At 72.7% G+C, this 21,773-nt stretch carries 18 protein-coding genes and 3 tRNA genes; 12 read left to right on the top strand and 9 right to left on the bottom strand.

Annotated features, from left to right (window positions below):
- Nucleotides 1–337 precede the first annotated feature (337 nt).
- The 6 genes from ACN28A_RS25070 to ACN28A_RS25045 all read right to left on the bottom strand — a co-directional run bounded on the left by ACN28A_RS25070 (nt 338) and on the right by ACN28A_RS25045 (nt 4,716).
- Entirely contained in the window at nt 338–553 is a 216-nt protein-coding gene (locus ACN28A_RS25070) for a hypothetical protein (protein WP_421398669.1), read from the bottom strand.
- A 352-nt stretch (nt 554–905) separates the two neighbouring features.
- A tRNA-Val gene (locus ACN28A_RS25065) sits at nt 906–980 on the bottom strand.
- Between the two features lie 13 nt (nt 981–993).
- A tRNA-Cys gene (locus ACN28A_RS25060) sits at nt 994–1,064 on the bottom strand.
- 32 nt (nt 1,065–1,096) lie between these two features.
- A tRNA-Gly gene (locus tag ACN28A_RS25055) sits at nt 1,097–1,169 on the bottom strand.
- 197 nt (nt 1,170–1,366) lie between these two features.
- The gene (locus ACN28A_RS25050) at nt 1,367–2,386 is read right to left on the bottom strand and encodes a TAXI family TRAP transporter solute-binding subunit (RefSeq protein WP_421398668.1); all 1,020 of its coding nucleotides are present in this window, start codon (nt 2,384–2,386) and stop codon (nt 1,367–1,369) included.
- Nucleotides 2,383–4,716 (bottom strand): TRAP transporter permease, encoded by a 2,334-nt coding sequence (locus tag ACN28A_RS25045; RefSeq protein WP_421398666.1) that lies wholly within the window; start codon nt 4,714–4,716, stop codon nt 2,383–2,385. Before ACN28A_RS25045 ends, ACN28A_RS25050 begins: the two co-directional genes overlap by 4 nt.
- A 209-nt stretch (nt 4,717–4,925) precedes the next feature.
- Between ACN28A_RS25045 and ACN28A_RS25040 the strand changes: the two genes are divergently transcribed.
- From ACN28A_RS25040 to ACN28A_RS25025, 4 genes are all read left to right on the top strand, one after another.
- Nucleotides 4,926–5,528, top strand: a complete 603-nt coding sequence (locus ACN28A_RS25040; RefSeq protein WP_421398665.1) for a TetR/AcrR family transcriptional regulator — start codon at nt 4,926–4,928, stop codon at nt 5,526–5,528.
- Between the two features lie 93 nt (nt 5,529–5,621).
- Nucleotides 5,622–6,203, top strand: coding sequence for a TIGR03086 family metal-binding protein (locus ACN28A_RS25035; protein ID WP_421398662.1), 582 nt, complete (start codon nt 5,622–5,624; stop codon nt 6,201–6,203).
- A gap of 241 nt (nt 6,204–6,444) precedes the next feature.
- Nucleotides 6,445–7,410 carry a carbohydrate ABC transporter permease gene (locus tag ACN28A_RS25030; protein ID WP_421398660.1) on the top strand — a complete coding sequence of 322 codons (966 nt, stop codon included), beginning with the start codon at nt 6,445–6,447 and terminating at the stop codon, nt 7,408–7,410.
- Complete coding sequence (locus ACN28A_RS25025) at nt 7,407–8,243, top strand: carbohydrate ABC transporter permease (RefSeq protein WP_421398658.1); 837 nt, start codon at nt 7,407–7,409, stop codon at nt 8,241–8,243. The genes ACN28A_RS25030 and ACN28A_RS25025 overlap by 4 nt, the downstream gene beginning before the upstream one ends.
- Nucleotides 8,244–8,268: 25 nt before the next feature.
- On the opposite strand, the gene ACN28A_RS25020 is transcribed toward ACN28A_RS25025, so the two are convergent.
- Nucleotides 8,269–9,231, bottom strand: a complete 963-nt coding sequence (locus ACN28A_RS25020) for a PmoA family protein (RefSeq protein ID WP_421398656.1) — start codon at nt 9,229–9,231, stop codon at nt 8,269–8,271.
- 599 nt (nt 9,232–9,830) lie between these two features.
- Between ACN28A_RS25020 and ACN28A_RS25015 the strand changes: the two genes are divergently transcribed.
- From ACN28A_RS25015 to ACN28A_RS24990, 6 genes are all read left to right on the top strand, one after another.
- On the top strand, nt 9,831–10,871 hold the full coding sequence (locus ACN28A_RS25015; protein ID WP_421398655.1) for a LacI family DNA-binding transcriptional regulator: 1,041 nt from the start codon (nt 9,831–9,833) through the stop codon (nt 10,869–10,871).
- An 87-nt stretch (nt 10,872–10,958) separates the two neighbouring features.
- Entirely contained in the window at nt 10,959–11,312 is a 354-nt protein-coding gene (locus ACN28A_RS25010) for an L-rhamnose mutarotase (RefSeq protein WP_421398653.1), read from the top strand.
- Between the two features lies 1 nt (nt 11,313).
- Complete coding sequence (gene rhaI / locus ACN28A_RS25005; protein WP_421398651.1) at nt 11,314–12,477, top strand: L-rhamnose isomerase; 1,164 nt, start codon at nt 11,314–11,316, stop codon at nt 12,475–12,477.
- A 3-nt stretch (nt 12,478–12,480) separates the two neighbouring features.
- Entirely contained in the window at nt 12,481–14,544 is a 2,064-nt protein-coding gene (locus tag ACN28A_RS25000; protein ID WP_421398648.1) for a bifunctional aldolase/short-chain dehydrogenase, read from the top strand.
- Nucleotides 14,541–16,040 carry a rhamnulokinase gene (locus ACN28A_RS24995; RefSeq protein ID WP_421398645.1) on the top strand — a complete coding sequence of 500 codons (1,500 nt, stop codon included), beginning with the start codon at nt 14,541–14,543 and terminating at the stop codon, nt 16,038–16,040. The genes ACN28A_RS25000 and ACN28A_RS24995 overlap by 4 nt, the downstream gene beginning before the upstream one ends.
- A 166-nt stretch (nt 16,041–16,206) precedes the next feature.
- Nucleotides 16,207–18,426 carry an acyltransferase family protein gene (locus ACN28A_RS24990; protein ID WP_421398643.1) on the top strand — a complete coding sequence of 740 codons (2,220 nt, stop codon included), beginning with the start codon at nt 16,207–16,209 and terminating at the stop codon, nt 18,424–18,426.
- A 97-nt stretch (nt 18,427–18,523) separates the two neighbouring features.
- Here the strand turns inward: ACN28A_RS24990 and ACN28A_RS24985 are convergent, their stop codons facing one another.
- Together ACN28A_RS24985 and ACN28A_RS24980 are read right to left on the bottom strand one after the other, a co-directional pair.
- On the bottom strand, nt 18,524–18,958 hold the full coding sequence (locus ACN28A_RS24985; protein WP_421398641.1) for a VOC family protein: 435 nt from the start codon (nt 18,956–18,958) through the stop codon (nt 18,524–18,526).
- 5 nt (nt 18,959–18,963) lie between these two features.
- Nucleotides 18,964–19,521 carry a DinB family protein gene (locus ACN28A_RS24980; RefSeq protein WP_421398639.1) on the bottom strand — a complete coding sequence of 186 codons (558 nt, stop codon included), beginning with the start codon at nt 19,519–19,521 and terminating at the stop codon, nt 18,964–18,966.
- Nucleotides 19,522–19,584: 63 nt separating this feature from the next.
- Here ACN28A_RS24980 and ACN28A_RS24975 point away from each other — a divergent pair, with 63 nt between their 5' ends.
- Together ACN28A_RS24975 and ACN28A_RS24970 are read left to right on the top strand one after the other, a co-directional pair.
- Nucleotides 19,585–20,595: a helix-turn-helix transcriptional regulator gene (locus ACN28A_RS24975; protein ID WP_421398636.1), complete on the top strand. Its 1,011-nt coding sequence runs from the start codon at nt 19,585–19,587 to the stop codon at nt 20,593–20,595.
- 229 nt (nt 20,596–20,824) lie between these two features.
- Nucleotides 20,825–21,763 (top strand): IniB N-terminal domain-containing protein, encoded by a 939-nt coding sequence (locus tag ACN28A_RS24970; RefSeq protein ID WP_421398633.1) that lies wholly within the window; start codon nt 20,825–20,827, stop codon nt 21,761–21,763.
- Nucleotides 21,764–21,773 lie beyond the last annotated feature (10 nt).

Raw genomic sequence — 21,773 nt, 5'->3', positions numbered from 1 at the left:
GACAGTCGGATCGAGTTCAACAGACCGAAGTTCGGTGAGTACCCGGCAACAACACGCCCGGCGCGTCGGTCAGCAGCTCATGGATTCCCGCGACCGGGCGTACACCGTGGCCGGTTGCTACGCCCGCGCGCACCGACACCAGCTGAAGTTCGGCCACCCCATGCTGAGAGACGGAGCAGGGCGTTCCCTCGCCGTCCAGGTTAAGCGCGTAGCAGTCGTAATCAGCGGCCGTTCCGCTGGTGTACCGCCGGGTTGTTGTGAGCCGGTCGTCGTAGCCTCATCGAGGTACCCCACCCAGCCCCCGGCCCGTCGGCGTGGCCCGCTGTGCGGAGTCACGTCAGAGGGCCGCGCGGTGCGCCAGCACCAAGTCGGCGGCCCAAGGCTGCGCGTTCGGCGACCAACCGCGCAGCCGGGCGGCAACCAGCAACAGGCTCCATGTCCAGACGGACAGTGGTTGCACGAACGACGGCGTCACCGCACCGTCGAACGCGATCTGCCGGACGCCGTCGGCGGTGGCAAGGAGCCTGCGGCCGTACCAGCGTCGCTCTGCCACGTGGGCTCCACACCGCCAGTGGACCATCGTCGGGGGCCTGCCCGACCTCGACCGCGCCCTGCGTCCGGGCAGGGTCGGCATTCGGGTACCGGCGTACTGCGGGGCGAACCAGGAACTGGAGCAGCGCGAGCGGCGCTCGAGGTCGGCGTCGTCGCGCTGCGCCTCGTCCGACGCCTCCACCACAGGCTGGGGGACCCCCTCCGTGGGCATCATCCATCGCTCGGGTTCAGAGGACCGCTGTGGGCACATCTAGATGATCATGTGCTCCCAGTTTGCTCCCACCGTAAGGAGCAGTAACAAAACGACCCGTTACCGATGATCTGGTAACGAGCCGTTGACCTGCTTATATAGCTGGTGGGCGATACTGGGTTTGAACCAGTGACCTCTTCCGTGTCAAGGAAGCGCGCTCCCACTGCGCCAATCGCCCTCGCTTGTAGCCGAGGTGGAGACGGGATTTGAACCCGTGTACACGGCTTTGCAGGCCGTTGCCTCGCCTCTCGGCCACTCCACCGAGGTAGCCCCCGACATGTGGCGGCATCTCCGAGCGGACGACGGGACTCGAACCCGCGACCCTCACCTTGGCAAGGTGATGCGCTACCAACTGCGCTACGTCCGCTTGTCTTCCGGCGTTTCCCGGTGACGGATGAGAACTTTAGCCGAGCCCGCGAACAGATGCCAACTCGGGGGGCCGCCCGGCGGGTCAGCAGGCCAGGAGCGCGGCCCGCGCCACCCCTCCTACAGCATCCTAGGAACCTGGAAAGTAGGGAGGGACGGCGCGGGGCGAACGGGACGGGTGGCTCCGGCGGTGGCCGGTTACTTCGCGGCGTTCAGGTCGTCCAGGGCCTTGCTGGCGCCGCGGTGCAGGGGTACCGGGTCGGTCTTCCGGGCGGTGTCCAGACTGATTTCCCTGGCCGCCGCGTTGGCCTGCTCCAGCTGGGGTTTCCGGTCGAAGAGCGCCTTGGTCAGCACGCAGACCAGGTTGGCGTCGAGGTCGTCCTTCACCAGCAGGACGTTCGGCACCACGATGGTCCTGACCTCGGCCGGTGTGCCGTAGGTGGCGGCCGGGATCGTGCCCTCCTCGTACACCGGGTTGATCTTCTTCAGTTCGGCCAGCAGGGGCGTGATGTCCAGGAAGGCGACCTGCCCCTTGGCGGTGGTGAGCAGATCGGTGATGCCGGGGGTGGGCAGTCCACCCGACCAGAACAGCGCGTCGATCGAGCCGTCCTTCATCCCGTCCACGGTCTTGGCCAGGTCCAGCCGCTGCGCCTGGACGTCCTTGGCCGGGTCGAGTCCGGCCGCCTGGAGCAGGCGGTTCGCGATGACCTCCGTACCCGACTTCGGCGACCCGGTCGAGACCCGTTTGCCCCGCATGTCGGCCACCGAGCTGATCCCGGCACCGTTGCGCACGATCACCTGGGTGTAGTTGGTGTGGATCCGGGCCAGCGCCTGCACCGGCTGCCGCTGCCCGTCGAAGCTGCCGGTTCCCTGCACCGCGTCGGCGGCGGTGTCGGCGAGCGAGAACGCCACCGCGTACGTGCCGGCGACGAGCTGCTGGATGTTCTGCACCGAGGCACCGGTCTCGGCGGCGGTCGCCTTCACCCTGCTGCCCGGAGCGTTGGAGACCTGCTCGGCGTACGCGTTCCCGAGCGCGAAGTAGACCCCTGTCGCGTTGCCGGTGGCGATCCCGATCCGGGTCTCCGTACCCACCTCGCAGCTGACCTCGCCACCCGCGTCGGTACTCGCCGTGTCCTGCCGGCCGCCGCAGCCGGCCAGCCCGGTCAGGCCCAGCCCGGTGGCGACGACCGCCGCCAGGATCCTCTTCGTACGCCTCATCTGGCATCCTCTCCCACACTCGAATCGATATCGGGGCTGTCCAGGCTGACGCCACCGCCCGCCCGACCGGCATCCCCGGCGCTGGGTTCCCGGTCCCGGCGTCGGCGGGCGAGTGCCGTCAGCACGGCGGCGACGGCCAGCCCGGCGCCGACCGCGATCGACACCGGGTGCAGGTAGAGCAGCAGCAGCCCGGCGAGGGCGCCGAGCACCCGCTCGACAGTTCCGGCCGGTCCGACGCCGAGCACCCAGCCGCCGGTCGCCACCGCCAGCGCCGCCACGCCGAGACAGCCGACCAGTCCGGCCCAGAGCACCTCGACCGGTGAGCCGCGGCCGAGCAGATACTCCCCCGGCCCGGTCAGCACGAAGGCGATCGGGGCGAGGAAGGCCGGCAGGGCGTACTTGAGCGCCTGCCACATGGTCGGTACGGTCCGGCCGCCGGTGATCGCCGCCGCGCCAACCGCCGCCAGTGCGGTCGGCGGGGTCACCTCGGAGAGCACCGAGTAGTAGAAGACGAACATCGCCGCGGCCGGGGCCGGTACGCCGAGCGCCAGCAGGGCCGGCCCGATGATCACCCAGCCGATGATGAACGAGGCGGTGACCGGTACGGCGAGCCCGAGCAGCGAGAGCGCCACCGCGGCGAGGAGGACGGTGAGCGCGAGTACCACCGTGGGGTTGTCGGTTACCGCCTCGGCGGCCCGGACCAGCAGCGAGGCGAACTGGGCGCCGAGCCCGGTCTTGGTGGTGGTGGCGGTGATGATGCCGGCCGCGCCGCAGACCGCCGCGACCGGGAGCACCCCGCGGACCCCGGCGGAGAGCGCGGTGTAGAGCCGCCCCGGGGTCAGCCGGTGCCGCCGGTCGAGGAAGCTGAGCAGCACCGCGAGCCCGGTGGCGTAGACGACCGCCCGGGTGGCGCTCAGCCCGACCGCAAGCAGCACGACGATGACCAGCAGCGAGGAGAAGTGGTAGCCGAACCGGGCCAGCAGTGGCCAGGCGGACTCGGTGGCCACCTCGACCGGGCGTACCTTGAACCGGCGGGCGTCGATCTCGACGGCGAGCAGGATGCCGAGGTAGTAGAGCAGGGTCGGGATCACCGCCCAGCCGAGCACGGTCAGGTAGGAGACCTCGAGGTACTCGGCGACGATGAAGGCCGCCGCGCCCAGGGTGGGCGGCGAGAGGATCGCGCCGACCCCGGCCGCCGCCAGCATCCCGCCGGCGTGTTCGGCGGGGTAGCCGGCGCGGCGCAGGATCGGCCAGGTGACCGCGCCGACGCTCACCGCCGTCGCGGTGCCGGAGCCGGAGACGGTGCCGAGCAGGAAGCCGGAGGCGACGGCGGTCCGGCCGGCGGCGCTGCGGGAGCGCCGGAACGCGGCCACCGACAGGTCGACGAAGAACCGGCCCGCGCCGGAGAGGTCGAGCACCGCGCCGTAGATCGTGAACAGCACGATGTAGGTGGCGGCGACGTCCAGCGGGGTGCCGTAGAAGCCGCTGCCGGAGTTGTAGAGCGCGTCGACGATCTGTCCGAAGTCGAGGCCGGCGTGCGCGATCGCCCAGCTCTGCGGCAGCAGCCCGCCGTAGTAGCCGTAGCCGAGGAAGAGCAGGCAGACCACCGGCAGGATCCAACCGGTGGTGCGTCGGCACGCCTCGACCAGCAGGACCAGCAGCAGCGCGCCCATCACCACGTCGACCGGGGCGAGCAGGCCCTGCCGGTCGAGGAAGGCGTCGTAACCGCCGCCGGCGTCGCCGATCGCCAGCGGCAGCACCGGATAGAGGCAGACCACCAGGGCCAGCCCGGCCAGCAGCCAGTCCGGCACCGTCGGCAGGTCCCGCCGCGCCGCACCCGGAGCATCCGGATCGGGTACCCGACCAGCGGCGCCCGCCGGCAGTCCGCGTGCCGCCCCGTCCGGCAGTCGGCGTGCCAGCGCGTCCGGCAGTCCGCGTGCCGCCCCGTCCGGCAGTTGGCGTGCCAGCGCGTCCGGCAGGCGGCGTGCCACCCCGTCCGGCAGGTGCAGGCCGGACCGGTAGCCGAGGAAGACCAGTGGCAGTACGCCGGTGAGGAAGACGATCAGATAGAACTGGCTGCCCTGGGCCAGCGGCCGGAAGACCTGCCAGAGCACCAGCAGCGCGACGGCGAAGGCGACGGCCGCCACCGCTGTCTCGACCGGTCCACTCAGCTGCCGGGCCGGCCGCTCCTCGTCGTCGTAGGTCACCGCGGCGGCGACGTCCGGGGCGGCCAGGGCGGGCGGCCCGGCCCGCCCGGTCGGGGCACCTCCCGGCGCCGGCCCAGCTCCGGCGGATGTCGGCGGAGGGACTTCGGCCACACCGTCTGGCATGAGCGGACCCTACTACGCGGTACCGACGGTTGCCGATCTTTCGTTGCCCCGCGATCAGCCTCCTCGTGCGGCAGTGCTGCGGCGATGGCCGGCGTACCGGTACCGGCGCGTGCGGCTTCTGATGCGCTAGTGGACAGTCTGACCCGCAAGTAACTTATCCGTCGTGTTGATAGCTTATTGTCTTCGCCGGAATGGGCTAACGTAACCGCGTGACGAGACGTGCGGCAGAGGTGCGCCTGGATGCGCTACTACGCACCGCCTGCGACGTGATCGCGACGCGGGGGCTGGCCAACACGCGTACGGCGGACGTGGCCCAGGCCGCCGGGGTGAGCCAGGCGTTGGTCTTCTACCACTTCGCCACGAAGGAGCGGCTGGTCGCCCAGGCGTTCGCGTACGCCGCCGAGCAGGACCTGGCCCGGGTCGAGGCGGTACTCCGCTCCCCCACCACCCCGCTGGCCAAGCTGAAGAAGCTGCTCCGCCTCTACGCCCCGCCGGGCCGGTCCCGGTCCTGGGCGATGTGGATCGACGGCTGGTCGGAGTCGCTGCGCACCCCCGAGCTGGAGAAGGTGTCGCGGCGGCTGGACCTGCGCCGCCGGGAGGGTCTCGGTGAGGTGATCGCGGCCGGGGTGGCCGACGGGGTGTTCAGCTGCGACGACCCGGCCGGGGCCGCGTGGCGGATCAACGCCCTGATCGACGGGCTCGCCGTGCAGCTCGCGGTGCACGACCGGGTGATACCCCGCCGGCAGCTCACCGAGTGGGTCCGGCTCTCGGTCGCCCGCGAGCTCGGGCTGCTCCCCGCCCAACTGGACTGAGGAGGGCCGGCCGTCCGGGCCGAGGCCCCCGGCGGTCCCGGCCCAGCCCGCGCTTCGGCGGCGGACGGGCGCGGCGCCGGGCAGAATCACAGCATGGACTTGCTGACGACGTACCGGCGGACGGTGACGGACTTCGCCGACCGGGCGGGCGAGGTCGGGCCGGACCGGTGGGACGCGGCCACCCCCTGTGCCGACTGGGACGTGCGAACTCTGCTGAACCACGTGGTCGGGGAGGAGCGCTGGTCGGTGCCGCTCTTCGGCGGCGCGTCGCTGGCCGAGGTCGGCGACCGGTTCTCCGGTGACCTGCTCGGCGACGACCCGGCCGGCTCGGCCCGGGACGCGGCCGAGCAGGCGTGCCGGGCGGTTTCCGAGCCGGGCGTACTGGACCGCACGGTGGAGTTGTCGGCCGGGCCGACGCCGGGTCGGGAGTACCTGTACCAGTTGCTGGCCGAGCATCTGGTGCACGGCTGGGACCTGGCGGTCGCCATCGGTGTCGAGCCCCGGCTCGATCCGGCCGGGGTGGACGAGTGTGCCCGCTGGTTCGCCGAGCACACCTCGATGTACCGGGACAGCGGGCTGACCGCGCCGGACGTACCGGTGCCGCCGGGGGCGAGCGCGCAGGACCGGCTGGTCGCGGCGTTCGGCCGGGATCCGGGATGGCGTCCGGGGTCCTGATCGACAACGATCCACCCATTGAATCGGTTCATATCTGATCGGACGATCGGCCGACCCGCACCGACCCGAAGCTGGTCACCGAAGCCTCTGTTGAGTCGCCGAAGCCGCCGTTGACAGGCCCCGCTCCCCGGCGGTACCTTCGGGCGGCTTGTTGAATGGTTTCATCACACCGCCTCGCCCCCGGCGTCCGCACCCCGCCCGGCGCGGGCGTGGCCGCCAGGAGCCGATGGGAAAGTCGACGATGACAACTGGGACCCTGCGCAGGCCGCCGCCCCGGCCCGCCGCGCCGGACGGCACCGCCGCCGGAGCCCGGCCCCGATACCGGCGCCACCGGCCCGGGATCGCGTACCTCTTCCTCTCTCCCTGGGTGCTCGGGGCGCTGCTGCTGACGGTGGGCCCGATGCTCGCCTCGCTCTACCTCTCCTTCACCGACTACGACCTGTTCACCTCGCCGGAGTGGGTAGGGCTGGAGAACTACCGGCGGCTCTTCGCCGACGACGCGCGGTTCCTCGCCTCGGCCAGGGTCACCGCGACGTACGTGCTGATCTCCGTACCGCTGAAGCTGGCCGCCGCCCTCGCCGTCGCCCTCCTGCTGAACCGCAGGCGGCGCGGACAGGGTTTCTACCGGTCGGCCTTCTACGCCCCGTCGCTGCTCGGCACCGGGGTGGCGATCGCGCTGGTCTGGCGGGCGATGTTCACCGACGCCGGTGTTGTCGACTCGGTCACCGGCAGCTTCGGCTGGGACACCGGCGGCTGGATCAACGAGCCGGACTACGCGCTCTATGTGCTGATCATCCTGGCCGTCTGGCAGTTCGGCGCCCCGATGGTGATCTTCCTGGCCGGGCTCAAGCAGATCCCGACCGAACTGTACGACGCGGCCGCCGTCGACGGCTCCGGCACCTGGCGAACCTTCCGCTCGGTGACCCTGCCGATGCTCTCCCCGATCATCCTGTTCAACCTGGTACTGGAGACGATCCACGCCTTCCAGGCGTTCACCCCGGCGTTCATCGTCAGCGGTGGCCGGGGCGGACCGAGCAACTCGACACTGTTCTACACGCTCTACCTCTACGAGCGCGGCTTCTCGCAGTTCCGGATGGGCTACGCCTCGGCGATGGCCTGGCTGCTGCTGCTCGTCATCGCGATCGTCACGGCACTGTTCTTCGGCACCTCGCGCCGCTGGGTGTTCTACTCGGGGGAGGACCGGTGAGCATCCGGCTGCGCACCGTCGGCTGGCACGCGCTGATCATCGGTGTACTGGCCCTGCTGCTGTATCCGGTGGTGTGGCTGCTGTCCACCTCGGTCAAGCCGACCGACGAGATCCTCTCCAGCCTGAGCCTGCTGCCGAGCCGGCTGGCACCGGAGAACTACTCCGCCGCCCTGGACGGGATCGCCGGGATCGGCGTCTGGCGGTTCTTCACCAACTCGGTGATCGTGGCGGTCGGCGCCGTGCTCGGCAACCTGGTCTCCTGCGCCCTGGCCGCGTACGCCTTCGCCCGGCTGCGCTTCAGACTGCGCGGGCCGCTGTTCGCGTTCACCCTGCTGACCATCATGCTGCCGTACCACGTGGTGCTGATCCCGCAGTACACGATCTTCCAGCAGCTCGACCTGGTCGGCACCTTCGTACCGCTGATCCTGCCCAAGCTGCTCGCCACCGACGCGTTCTTCGTCTTCCTGATGGTGCAGTTCATCCGGGGCCTGCCCCGGGAGCTGGACGACGCGGCCGAGATCGACGGCTGCGGCCCGGTGCTCACCTTCCGGTACGTGATCCTGCCGCTGCTCAAGCCGGCCCTGGTCACCACGGCGATCTTCACCTTCATCTGGACCTGGAACGACTTCTTCAGCCAGCTCGTCTACCTCAACGACCCGGAGTCCTACACCCTGCCGCTGGCGCTGCGGCTCTTCATCGACCAGACCAGCGAGTCGGCGTTCGGCCCGATGTTCGCGATGTCGGTGCTGAGCATCGTCCCGGTGCTGCTCTTCTTCCTCGCCTTCCAGCGCTATCTGGTGGAGGGGATCGCGACGTCCGGCCTGAAGGGCTGACCCGGCCCGGCCGGGCCGGCGCCGGTCAGCCGGCGAGGACCGGCGCCAGCCGCACGATCTCGTCGCGGGTCAACCAGCCGTCCGCGACCACGATCCGGTGCCGGCGCCGGACGGTGCTGCCGGCCGGCACCGGCAGGGTCCGCGCGAAGGCGAGCGCGACGCAGACCCCGGGATAGATCCCGGTCCGCACGAACCAGTGGTCACCGTCGGCCAGGCCGGCGAAGACCAGCGTGTACCGCCGGCCGTCGGCCGCCGCACCGGCCAGCGCGAGCCACGGCTCGGTACTGCCGTTGACCCGCTCCTCCCCCTCGGCAGCCGGACTGAACGCCCGGTGCCGGCCCGGGGCGACCCGCCAGAAGAACCCGCCGTAGCCGGCGCCGTCCGGCCGGCCGTTGGTGGCCGGGCTGCCGAGCACGACGTCCCGGTCGGCCGGCGCGGTCAGGGCGTAGCCGAAGTCGAGCAGCCAGGCGTCGTCCCGGCCGGTCAGCCCGGTGGCAGCCACCCGGCGCTCCTCGGTGAGCAGGGTGGCGCCGGACGGATCCAGCCAGCACAGCCGCTCCGCGAACCCGTCGTCGCGCCTGCCGGAAGCCGCACCATCGGGTGCCGGGCCGCCGAGCGCTGGACCACCGGAAGTCGTGCCGCCGGGAGTCGTGCCGCCGGGAGTCGTGCCGGCCGGGGCGTCGGGGAGCCAGTCGTCGTGCACGATCCGGCCGTGGTCGTCCCGCCAGGTGTAGCCGACGTCCCGCAGGTAGGTCCTGCCGCCCCAGAGGTTGCTGCCGGAGACGTCCTGCATGGCGACCGAGACCCCGAGGTGCCAGCGGTGGTCCTCGGGCAGCGTGTCGGTCAGCACGGCCCCGCCGAGGGTACGCACCGGATGCAGGTACGGCCGGCGTCCCCAGCGCGGGTCGACGAACGGGTCGTCGAGGACGTACTCCGCCACGGTCTCGCCACGCACTCGTAGCCGTACCCCGGTCAGGTCCTCGCCCATGCTCGCCGTCCTCGGTCCGTCGCTGGCGTCGACCCGGTGCCGTCGGGCGGCACCGGGCGGGAAAGCGCTTCCACTGATCCGAAAGGGTACCGACGGTGGCGCCCGCGGGAAACGGCGCTGCGCCGCCCGTCCGCCGACCCGCCACTGCCGACCGGCGCGTCGTCGCACCGGCCCTTCAGCGCCGACCGCCCGGCGGCTGCCTGATGGCGCGACTGTCGAGCTGCCCCGCCTGTGCACCCGTCCGGGGGATCGCGAGCGGGCCCGAGTGTCCCGTCCGTGCACCCAGCTCGACAGTCGGCGCTCGAGACATCCACCGGCGGCGGGCGTGGCCGACCGGATCGGACGGCCGAACCGGACCGCACGGCCGCACCGGACCGCACGGCCGAACCGGACCGCACGGCCGCACCGAACCCCGCACAGCCGGGCGGCGAGGTGCGCCCGGCGTGGTGCGCCGGAGGGTTACTGTCGGTCGCACGCGGATCCTCGCCAGCCGGCGGCCTGCCCCGCGAGCGCGGTCGGCTCTTGCCGGCGGGCGCAAACCGCCAGGTTAACCTTGGCACGTTTCAGCCCGACGGACCGGGCTGCGGGAGGAGACGGCGGTGCCGGGACCAGCGGTGAGCATCCGCGACGTGGCCAGCCAGGCGGGAGTGTCGGTGGGCACGGTCTCCAACGTGCTCAACCGGCCGGACATCGTGGCGGCGTCGACCCGCAACCGGGTACTCGCCGCGATCAGCGAGCTGGGGTTCGTGCCGAACGACGCCGCCCGGCAGTTGCGCCGGGGCCGGGGACGCACTCTCGGCCTGGTGGTGCTGGACGTGGCGAACCCGTTCTTCACAGATGTCGCCAAGGGAGTGGAGGACGCCACCGGCGCGGCCGGGATGGCGGTGATCTTCTGCAACAGCGACGGTGACCCGACCAAGGAGAGCAGATACCTGGACCTGCTGGAGGAGCAGCGGGTCCAGGGGGTGCTGATCACCCCGGTCGACGACGCCAACGAGCGGTTGGTCCGGCTCCGGGACCGGGGCGTGCTCGTGGTGCTGCTGGACCGCCGCTCCACCCGGCCGGACGTCTGCTCGGTGGCGGTCGACGACCGGCTCGGCGGCGAACTCGCGATGCGGCACCTGGTCGAGGCCGGGCACCGGCGGATCGCCTTCGTCGGCGGGCCGTGGCGGCTGGAGCAGGTGCGGGACCGCTACCACGGTGCCGTGCACGCGCTGCGCGAGGCGGGGCTGGCCGAGGCGGAGACCCTGCGCCGGTTCGACACGCCGAGCCCGACCGTGGCGGCCGGCCGGGACGCCGCGTCCAGGATTCTCGGGCTGCCCCGGTCCACCCGGGCCACCGCGGTCTTCTGCGCCAACGACCTGCTCGCGCTCGGCGTACTCCAGGAACTCACCCGGCAGCAGGTGCGGGTGCCGGAGGACATCGCGCTGGTGGGCTACGACGACATCGATTTCGCCGCCGCCGCGGCGGTGCCGCTCTCCTCGGTACGTCAGCCGCGGCAGCGGCTCGGGCAGACGGCGGCGCAGTTGATGCTGGACGAGGCGAACGACCCGGAGAACCACGAGCACAGACAGGTGGTCTTCGAACCGGAACTCGTCGTCCGGGAGTCCAGCCGGTATTCCCGGACTCCTCCCGGCTGAGCGTTCCGGTTTCTTGACAGTTCGGTGAGGGCGCTCGTATGTTGTCTGCGAGTTGTTGAAACGGTTCATTTGTTGGGAGGCCCGCCGATGCGGCGCGTGTGCTTCGTCCTCCGGGTCCGACCCGACCGGCTTGCCGAATACCGCGAACGGCACGCGGCCGTCTGGCCCGGGATACTCCGGGCGCTGCGCGCGGCCGGGTGGCACGACTACAGCCTCTTCCTGCACGACGACGGGCTGCTGGTCGGGCACTTCCGCACCGAGGACCTGGCCGCCTCGCTCGCCGCGATGGAGGCCACCGAGGTCAACGCCCGGTGGCAGGCCGAGATGGCCCCCTTCTTCGTCGGCCTGGCCGGCCGCCGCCCGGACGAGGGCTTCGTGGTCCTCGACGAGATCTTCAACCTGGACGCGCAACTCGCCGCACTGGACGACACGGAGGCCTGACATGACCGAGACCGACGTCCGGGCGGCGCTGCGGGCGCAACGGATCGAGGTGCCCTCCTGGGCGTACGGGAACTCGGGCACCCGGTTCAAGGTGTTCGCCCAGCCCGGGGTGCCGCGCAACCCCGAAGAGAAGATCGCCGACGCGGCACAGGTGCACGCCTGCACCGGAGTCGCCCCCGTGGTCTCGCTGCACATCCCCTGGGACCGGGTCGACGACTTCGGCAAGCTGGCGTCGTACGCGGCCGAGCGGGGGGTGCGGATCGGCACCATCAACGCGAACGTCTTCCAGGACGACGACTACCGGCTGGGCAGCGTCACCAACCCCGACCCGCGGATCCGGCGCAAGGCCCTCGGCCATCTGCTGGAGTGCGTCGACATCATGGACGCCACCGGCTCCCGGGACCTGAAGCTGTGGTTCTCCGACGGCACCAACTATCCGGGCCAGGACGACATCCGGGCCCGACAGGACCGGCTCGCCGAGGCACTGGCCGCCACCTACGCCCGGCTCGGCCCCGACCAGCGGATGCTGCTGGAGTACAAGTTCTTCGAGCCGGCGTTCTATCTGACCGACGTACCGGACTGGGGCACCGCGTACGCGCACTGCCTCAGGCTGGGCGAGCGGGCCCAGGTGGTGATCGACACCGGCCACCACGCCCCCGGCACGAACATCGAGTTCATCGTCGCCTTCCTGCTCCGGGAGGGAAAGCTCGGCGCCTTCGACTTCAACTCCCGGTTCTACGCCGACGACGACCTGATGGTCGGCGCCGCCGACCCGTTCCAGCTCTTCCGGATCATGCACGAGATCGTCCGGGCCGACGCGCTGCGCGCCGACTCCGGGGTCAACTTCATGCTCGACCAGTGCCACAACATCGAGCCGAAGATCCCGGCGCAGATCCGCTCGGTGATGAACGTGCAGGAGGCGACCGCCAAGGCGCTGCTCGTCGACGCCGGGGCCCTGGCCGCCGCGCAGGCCGCCGGGGACGTACTCGGTGCCAACCGGGTGCTGATGGACGCCTACGACACCGACGTACGGCCGCTGCTGGCCAGCGTGCGCGAGGAGCTGGGCCTCGACCCGGACCCGATGGCCGCGTACGCCCGCTCCGGTTACGCCCAGCGGATCGCCGCCGAGCGGGTCGGCGGGCAGCAGGCCGGTTGGGGGGCCTGAGGCGTGCGCACCGGACAGACCCACCCGGAGGTCGCCACGCTGCTGGCGCGCGGGCACCGGCTCGGCGCCGACCGGCGCAACACCAACTACGGCGGCGGGAACACCTCGGCGAAGGCGACCGGCACCGACCCTGTCACCGGCGGCCCGGTCGAGCTGCTCTGGGTCAAGGGCTCCGGCGGGGACATCGGCACGCTCACCGAGGCGGGCCTGGCGGTGCTCCGGCTGGACCGGCTGCGCTCGCTCGTCGACGTCTACCCCGGGGTGCACCGCGAGGACGAGATGGTCGCCGCCTTCGACTACTGCCTGCACGGCCGGGGCGGGGCGGCGCCGTCGATCGACACCGCGATGCACGGCCTGGTCGACGCGGCACACGTCGACCACCTGCACCCGGACGCCGGGATCGCGCTGGCCACCGCCGCCGACGGCCCCGAGCTGACCCGGCGCTGCTTCGGCGACCGGGTGCTCTGGGTGCCGTGGCGCCGGCCCGGCTTCCAGCTCGGCCTGGACATCGCCGCCATCGCCCGGGACAACCCGCAGGCGATCGGCGTGATCCTCGGCGGGCACGGGATCACCGCCTGGGGCGCCACAAGCGCCGAGTGCGAGGCCCGGTCGCTGGAGATCATCGAAACCGCCACCCGGTTCCTGGCCGAACACGGCCGGCCGGAGCCGCTCGGCCCGGTACTCGACGGGTACCGGCCGTTGCCGGCGGAACAGCGGCGGGACCGGGCCGCCGCGCTGGCCCCGACACTGCGCGGGCTGGCCAGCACGGACAGCCGGCGGCACGGGCGGTTCCAGGTCGGACACTTCACCGACGACGCGGACGTGCTGGACTTCCTCGCCCGCACCGAGCACCCCAGGCTGGCCGCGCTCGGCACCTCCTGCCCGGACCACTTCCTGCGGACCAAGGTCCGGCCGCTGGTGCTGGACCTGCCGCCGGACGCGCCGCTGCCGGACGTACTGGACCGGCTGCGGGAGCTGCACGAGGCGTACCGGAAGGACTACCGGGCCTACTACCAGCGGTACGCCGGGCCGGACTCGCCGCCGATCCGGGGTGCCGACCCGGCGATCGTGCTGGTGCCCGGGATCGGGATGTTCAGCTTCGGCCGGGACAGGCAGACCGCCCGGGTGGCCGCCGAGTACTACCGCAACGCGATACACGTGATGCGCGGCGCGGAGGCGGTCTCGACGTACGCCCCGATCGACGAGGCGGAGAAGTTCCGGATCGAGTACTGGCAGCTCGAGGAGGCGAAGCTGCGCCGGATGCCGGAGCCGAAGGCACTCGCCGGCCGGGTCGCGCTGGTCACCGGCGGCGGTTCCGGGATCGGCGCGGCGATCGCCCGGCGACTCGCCGCCGAGGGCGCCTGCGTGGTGGTGGCCGACCGGAACGTCCAGGGTGCCGCCTCGGTGGCCGACGGGATCGGCAGCGCCGACCGGGCGATCGCGGTCTCGGTGGACGTCACGGAGGCGGCCGGGGTGGAGGCGGCGTTCGCCGAGGCCGCGCTCGCGTTCGGCGGGGTCGACCTGGTGGTGAACAACGCCGGGCTCTCCATCTCGAAGTCGCTGCTGGAGACGACGGAGGCGGACTGGGACGTCCAGCACGACGTGCTGGCCAAAGGCTCCTTCCTGGTCTCCCGGGCCGCCGCCCGGCTGATGCTGGCCCAGGACCTCGGCGGGGACCTGGTCTACGTCTCCAGCAAGAACTCGGTGTTCGCCGGCCCGAACAACATCGCGTACGGCGCGGCAAAGGCCGACCAGGCACACCAGGTGCGCCTGCTCGCCGCCGAACTCGGCGAGCACGGCATCCGGGTCAACGGCGTCAACCCGGACGGCGTGGTACGCGGCTCCGGGATCTTCGCCAGCGGCTGGGGAGCCCAGCGCGCCGCCGTGTACGGGGTGCCGGAGGAGGAACTCGGCGCGTACTACGCCCGGCGTACCCTGCTGAAGCGGGAGGTGCTGCCGGAGCACGTCGCGAACGCGGTCTTCGCACTGACCGGCGGCGAACTGTCGCACACCACCGGACTGCACGTACCTGTCGACTCCGGCGTGGCCGCGGCCTTCCTTCGATGACCGACCCGACCTCCCCGACCCGCTCGACCGCCGTCGCGGCGGTCGACCTCGGGGCGGCGAGTGGCCGGGTGATGCTCGCCGAGGTCGCCCGGGACGGGGTGACGCTCAGCGAAGTGCACCGGTTCGGCAACGGGCCGGTCCGGTTGCTCGACACCCTGCACTGGGACGTGCTGCGGCTGCACGCCGAGACGCTGACCGGGCTGCGGGCGGCCCTGCACCGCCGGCCCGACCTGGCCAGCGTCGGCATCGACTCGTGGGCGGTGGACTACGGCCTGCTGGACTCGACCGGCGCGCTCGTCGGCAACCCGGTGCACTACCGGGACCGGCGCACCGACGGGGTGCCGGAGTCGGTGGTGGCCGCGCTCGGCGCCGACCACCTCTACCGGACGACCGGGCTGCAACTGCTGCCGTTCAACACGCTCTTCCAGCTCACCGCCGAGCTGGGCACCCCGGCGCTGGACCGGGCGCGGACGTTGCTGCTCGTGCCGGACCTGCTCGGCTACTGGCTGACCGGCCAGATCGGCAGCGAGGTGACGAACGCCTCGACCACGCAACTGCTGGACGTGCGTACCCGGGAATGGTCGACCGACCTGATCGGCCGGGCGAAGCTGCCGGCCCGGCTGTTCGGGCCGCTGCGCCGGCCGGGTGACCGGGTCGGCGAGCTGCGGCCGGAGGTACGGGAGGCGGTCGGCACCGACCGGCCGGTACCGGTGACCGCGGTCGGCTCGCACGACACCGCCTCGGCGGTCGTCGCGGTACCGGCCGAGCACGAGAGGTTCGCCTACGTCTCCTGTGGCACCTGGTCCCTGGTCGGCGTCGAGTTGCCGGTGCCGGTGCTGACCGAGCAGAGCCGGGCGGCCAACTTCAGCAACGAGGCCGGGGTGGACGGCACGGTCCGCTACCTGCGCAACGTGATGGGGCTCTGGCTGCTCCAGGAGTCGCTGCGGGTGTGGCGGGCGCAGGGGGTGGCCGACGACCTTACCGGGCTGCTCGCCGCCGCCGCCCGGCAGCCGTCGCTGGCCGCCGTGGTCGACCCGGACGACCCGGAGTTCCTGCCGCCGGGCGACATGCCGGCCAGGATCGCCCGGGTCTGCGCGCGGCGCGGCGAGCCGGTGCCGGACGGGCCGGCGGCGGTGACCCGGTGCATCCTGGACAGTCTCGCCCTCGCCCACCGGGTGGCGGTACGCCAGGCGCAACGGCTGTCCGGCCGGGACGTCGAGGTGGTGCACGTCGTCGGCGGCGGTGCCCGGAACGAGCTGCTCTGCCAGCTCACCGCCGACGCCTGTGGGCTGCCGGTGGTGGCCGGGCCGGTGGAGGCGACCGCGCTGGGCAACGCGCTGGTGCAGGCCCGGGCGCTCGGCGTACTCGACGGCGGGCTGGCGGAGCTGCGGGCGTTGCTGCGGCGCACCGGATCGACCCGGGCCTACCGGCCGCGTGCCGGTGGCGAGGCCGCCTGGCGGGCGGCGGCGGAGCGGGCCGGCCTGGCCGACGGCTAGTTTCTCCGCCGGCGGTCCTCGGCGGTCCTCGATCGTCGCCGCCCGTGCGGTGCAGGGAGCCCTGGAGAAGCTCGAAGGACCTTCATGAAGGACAAAGCACGTCTATTTCGGTCTTTATCTGTTAAGAAGGGGCTAACTGGACGGACGATCGGCCGGAGGTAGAGAGATGAAGACGCGGCCACGGCCAACCTCCGGGACGGCTGCCGTCCGACCGTCCGGGCAGCGGGCGGACCTCACCGGACTGCGCGCCCTGGCGGTCGGTTCCCTGCTGCTCGGTGCCACCGGCATCGGCATCGTCCCGGGTGGCTTCGTCGGCGTCGACGTCTTCCTCGTGGTCTCCGGTTTCCTGGTCACCGCCGCGCTACTCGGCGACCGGCGGCGGATCGGCCGGGTCGACCTGGTCGGCTTCCTCGCCCGGCGGGTCCGGCACGCACTGCCGGCCGGCACCCTGGTCCTCGCCGCGTCGCTGCCGCTGGCGCTCGCCTGCCTACCCCGGGACCGCTGGTCGGCGGCCGGCTGGGACGTGCTGGTCGGTGCCGGCCAGCTGCTGAACTGGCGACTCGCCGCGCAGGACGCCCAGGCGATGGTCCCGGACGCGGACAGCAGTCTGCTGGCCCACCTCTGGGCGGTCGGGGTCGCCGCGCAGTTCGTGCTGGTCTGGGCGCTGCTGGTGGCCGGCGTGACAGCGCTGGCGATACGCCGCCGACGGCCGCTGGGCAGTGGTCCGCTACTGCTCGTCGCCGGCCTGCTCGGGGGCGGCTCGTTCGCCTGGTCGGTCTGGTACACCACCGCCGAGCCGGGACGCGCCTTCCTGGTCACCACCACCCGGTTCTGGGAGCCGGCCGTCGGTGCCGCGCTCGCCCTGCTCGGAGCGCGGCTCGCCGGACTGCCCCGCTGGCTCGGCGCCCCGCTCGGCTGGGCCGGACTGGCCGCCGTCGTGACCGCCGTCCTCATCCTGCGGCCCGGGTCGGAGTTCCCCGGCTTCCTCGCCCTGCTCCCCGTGCTCGGCACGGCCGCGATAATCGCCAGCGGCGCTACCGGCCGCCCGGCCGCCACCGGCGGCAGCGGCCCGGACGGCAGGCCGGCAACGGTACGGTCGGCAACGGTACGGTCGGCAACGGTACGGCCGGGCACGCTGGGCCGGCTGCTCGGAGCCGCGCCGCTGCGCGCGGCCGGCGCGGTCAGCCATCCGCTCTACCTCTGGTACTGGCCGCTGCTGGTCGCCGCGCACGCCCGGTTCGGCGAGCTGCGTCCGGTGGCCGAGGTCGGGGTACTCGGCGGGGCGGTACTGCTCGCCGTCCTGACCCACCGGTACGTCGAGATCCCGGCCCGGACCGGCGTACCGAACCACTGGCCGCCGGGGCAGGTGCTGCGGATCGGCACGCTGCTGCCGGCCGTCGGCGTGGTCGCCGGGCTGCTGTTCCAGCTCACCGTCTGGCCACCCGTCCAGCCGGCCCCGCCGCCCGGGGCGTCCGGGGTGGCGCTGCCCGCACCGGCGCCGTCGGCCTCCTCGGGTGCCGCCGCACTGGGCCGCTCGCCGGCGACCAGCCGGGCGGGCCTGCCGGTCGACCGGGTACCGTCGGTCGACCCGAAGCCGGCCGAGGCCCGAGCGGACCTGCCCGACGTGTACCCGCACGGCTGCTTCCCCCCGGCGACCAGCGCCGAGGCCCGGGCCTGCCTGTACGGCGACCGGACCTCCTCGTTCACCGTCGCGCTGGTCGGGGACACCCACGCGGCCAACTGGGTACCGGCGCTCCAGGCGGTCGCGGTGGCGAAACGCTGGCGGCTGGTCACCTACCTGAAGGCGAGCTGTCCCTTCCTCCGGCTGGAGGTGTCGACCAGGACCGAGGCGCAGCGGAGCGCCTGTGCCGGGTGGTACCACAACGTGCACGCCGCCCTCACCGGGCCGGAACGGCCGCAGCTGCTGCTCACCACCAGTTCCCGGTACCGGCCATGGGTCGACGACCGGGCCCTGACCGGTAAGTCCGCCCACGACGCACTGGTCAGGGCCATGCGCCGGACCTGGTCCGAGCTGGCCTCGGCCCGGGTGCTCACGGTGGTGCTCCGGGACACCCCGATGCTCCCGGCCGACAACCCGAGGTGCGTGTCGGCCAACCCGGACAGGTTGACCCGGTGCGCACCGCAACGGCGGCCCGCGTTGTCGGCCAGCGCCGGGGAGGCGCAGCTCGCGGCGCTGGACGACCTCCCCGAGGTCGGCCTGATCGACCTGACCGGGGCGGTCTGCCCGGCCGCACGCTGCGCCCCGGTCATCGGCGGGGTACTCGTCTACCGGGACAACCAGCACCTCACCGCCACCTACGCCGCGACGCTCGCGCCCCGGCTGCACACCGCCCTCGACCGGATCGTCGCGTCGACCTCGCCCTGACCGCCGCTCCGCCTGCTCGTCGCCCCGCCGTCCTGATCACCACTCCCTCCTGATCACCACCCCCTGGTCGTTCCGCCCGGGGCGACGCGGGGACGTCTCAGCGGGAGACGCAGAACTCGTTGCCCTCCGGGTCGGCGAGGGTCGCCCAGCCGTGCGGGCCCTGCCGGCCGTGGTGCAGGAACGTCGCACCCCGGGCCACCAGCGCCTCGACCACCGGGGTGAGGTCGGCGGACCCGGTGCGGACGTCGAGATGCATCCGGTTCTTCACCGTCTTCGGCTCCGGCACGAGCTGGAACAGCACCCGGGGCGCCCGCCCCGTACCCTCCGGATGCCGGATCGCCGCCCCCGCCTTCCAGACCAGGATCCCCCGGTGCCGGTGGGTGTCGTCCTCGGTCGCGTGCCCCTCGTCGACCATCCGGCGGATGAACGCCTCGTCGGAGGGCTCCACCTGCCAGCCGAGCGTCTCGGCCCACCAGTCGGCGAGGGCGTGCGGGTCGGCGCTGTCCTGGGTCACCTGGAACTCGTACGTCATCGCCGTCACCTTCCGGCCCGGTAGAGGTCACGGAGCAGGCTGATCTCGGCGCCATGGTGGATGGTCTCGCGGTTGACGTGCAGCACCAGGGCGGCCAGCGGGTACCCGGCGTACGGCCCCTCGGCCGGGCCGCACGGCCGGGCCAGCCCCGCCGCACCGAGCCCGCGTACGCCGTCCCGCCAGGTCACGTACGCCGTGTCGAGCTGGCGCAGCGCCGCACCGGCGGTGCCGGCGAACTCGAAGCTGTCGTAGTCGACCGGCGGTGCCCCGAAGTGCGCCGCGCTGCGCTGCCCGAACACTCCGACCACCAGGTGTCCCAGCCGCCAGGCGATCGTGGTGACCGGTGGCGGCACCGGCGCGGGCATCGCGTACTCGATGACGTACCGGCCGGCGCCGTGCGCGCTGGCCGGCTCGACCTCGCCGCGCGGTCGTACGCCCCAGCCGCCGCCGGCCGGCTCCCAGTGGTATTCGTCGTCGGTCAGCCCGTCGAGCCGGGGGCGCAACTGGTGTTGCCAGTGCCAGTCCAGCTGGTCGACGAGTTGTCCGGTCCAGTCGATGTCCATGGCTGGCAGGCTAGCCCCGATTGCGGACAGGATCGGTCCTGGTTTGCTGGCAGACTCGCCGACATGCTGGAAACTTCGGCACGGCTGCTGCGGCTGCTCGCCATCCTGCCGACCCGGACGGAGTGGACCGGCCCGGAGCTGGCGCAACGGCTGGGCGTGACGGTGCGTACCCTGCGCCGGGACATGGTCCGGCTGCGCGACCTCGGCTACCCGGTCCGGGCCACCCCCGGTGTCGCCGGCGGCTACCGGCTCGGCGCGGGCTCGACGCTGCCACCGCTGCTGCTCGACGACGACGAGGCGGTGGCGGTGGTGCTGAGCCTGCGTACCGCGGCCAGCCAGAGCGTGACCGGGATCGCCGAGACCTCGCTGCGCGCGTTGGTCAAGCTGGAGCGGATCCTGCCGGCCCGGCTGCGCCGGCGCACCGCCGCGCTGCGGCGCAGCACCGTCGGGCTGGCCGGCACCGAACCCACAGTCGACCCCGACCTGCTGACCGTGCTCGCCGAGGCGTGCCAGAACCAGGAGCGGCTCGGCTTCGGGTACACCGGCCGGGACGGCACGGCGGGCCAGCGCCGGGTCGAGCCGCACCGGCTGGTGCACACCGGCCGCCGCTGGTATCTGGTCGCCCGGGACACCGACCGGAACGGCTGGCGGACGTTCCGGGTGGACCGGATCGGCACGATCGGACCGGCCGGACCGCGGTTCACCCCGGTCGATCCGCCCGATGCGGCGACCTTCGTCGCGGAATCGGTCGGGGCGGCACCGTACCGGTTCCGTGCCCGGGTCCTGGTGCACGCCCCGGCCCCGGTGGTCGCCGGGCTGGTTCCGCCGACCGCCGGGCTGGTCGAGGCGGTGGACCGGGAGAGCTGCCTGCTGCGCACCGGGGCGGACTCGCTCGGCTTCCTGGCCCTGCATCTCGCCCTGCTCGGCCCCGAGTTCACCGTCCTCGAACCGGCCGAACTAGCCGACGAACTCGGCGTACTGGCCGGCCGGCTGGACCGGGCACATGCCCGGTCCAGCCCCGGAGCGGAGCCGCGACCCCGGGCCGGCACCCGCCGGCACCCCCTATGCCCCTAACCCGGCAGGGGTTTCCACACCCACCCGGTTGGGGCGAGAACGGGGTGTCGTCCCCGATGTCCGGTACGTCGGCAGGCCCGTACGGTCGACGCCAGATCTGGAACGACATGCCCAGATCATCCCGCCCAACTCTGAGGAGATCGTCACCGTGGAATCGGCACCGACCGTGGAGACCCCCGCCCCGGCTCCGGCCCCCGCCCCGGCCCCCGCCACCGAGTCGGCTCCGGCCGTGGAAACGACCCAGACCCTGCACGAGTTCGTGGTCAGCCTGATGACCGACGTGGACCTGCGCGCGGCGTACGAACTCGACCCGACCGGCACGCTGGAGAGCGTCGGGCTCTGTGACGTGGTTCCCGGCGACGTCGCGGACGTCATCCCGCTGGTCGTCGACTCCGTACCGCTGGCCGGGCTGACCGACCTCGGCGCGGTGGAGAGCCTCGGCCTCGGCTCGGTCAGCCTCAGCCCGACCAGCGTCGTCGGCCAGGTGCAGACCGTCGCCAACCAGTTCACCGCCGGTGTCTACAGCACCGACGTCGACGTCGACCTGGCCGGCCTGGGTGCCGTCAGCGTGGACCCGAACGGCGTCGAGGTCGGCGTCAGCTCCACCCTGCCGGTGCTGGGCCTGGACAACGGCCTGAGCGTGGACCTGTCCGGTGTGCACGACCTGGCCGACAGCCTCGACTCGGCGGTGCTCGGCACCGCGGGCGGCGTCGACACCGTCGACGGTGTGCTCGGCACCGCCGACTTCGCCGCCACCACCGTGACCTCCACGGTCGCGGGCACCACCGGCCTGGTCGGGACCGGCGACCTGGGCAGCGTGACGGACCTGACCAACGTCACCGACCTGGCCGACCTGGGCACCATCACCGACCTGGGCAACGTGGCGGATCTCGGCAACGTGACCGACCTGGGCAACGTCGCCGACCTGGACGGCACCGTGGGCAGCGTCACCGGCACGGTCAGCGGGGTCACCGGGACCGTCGACGGCACGCTCGGCACCGTCGGCCTGGACGGCGTGACCGACACCGTCGGCGGCGTGACCGACGTGACCGGGACGGTCGGCGTCACCGGCGCCGTCGAGAGCACCGTGGGCAGCGTGACCGGGCTGGTCGGCGGCACCGCCGACCTGGGCGGCACCACCGACCTGCTCACTGACGGCCTGCTCTGAGCCGTAACCG

It is taken from the genome of Plantactinospora sp. WMMB782 (assembly GCF_049179135.1).
Lineage (GTDB): Bacteria > Actinomycetota > Actinomycetes > Mycobacteriales > Micromonosporaceae > Plantactinospora.
Note: the sequence above shows the minus strand (reverse complement) of the source record. Positions and strands in the feature narration are given on the sequence as shown.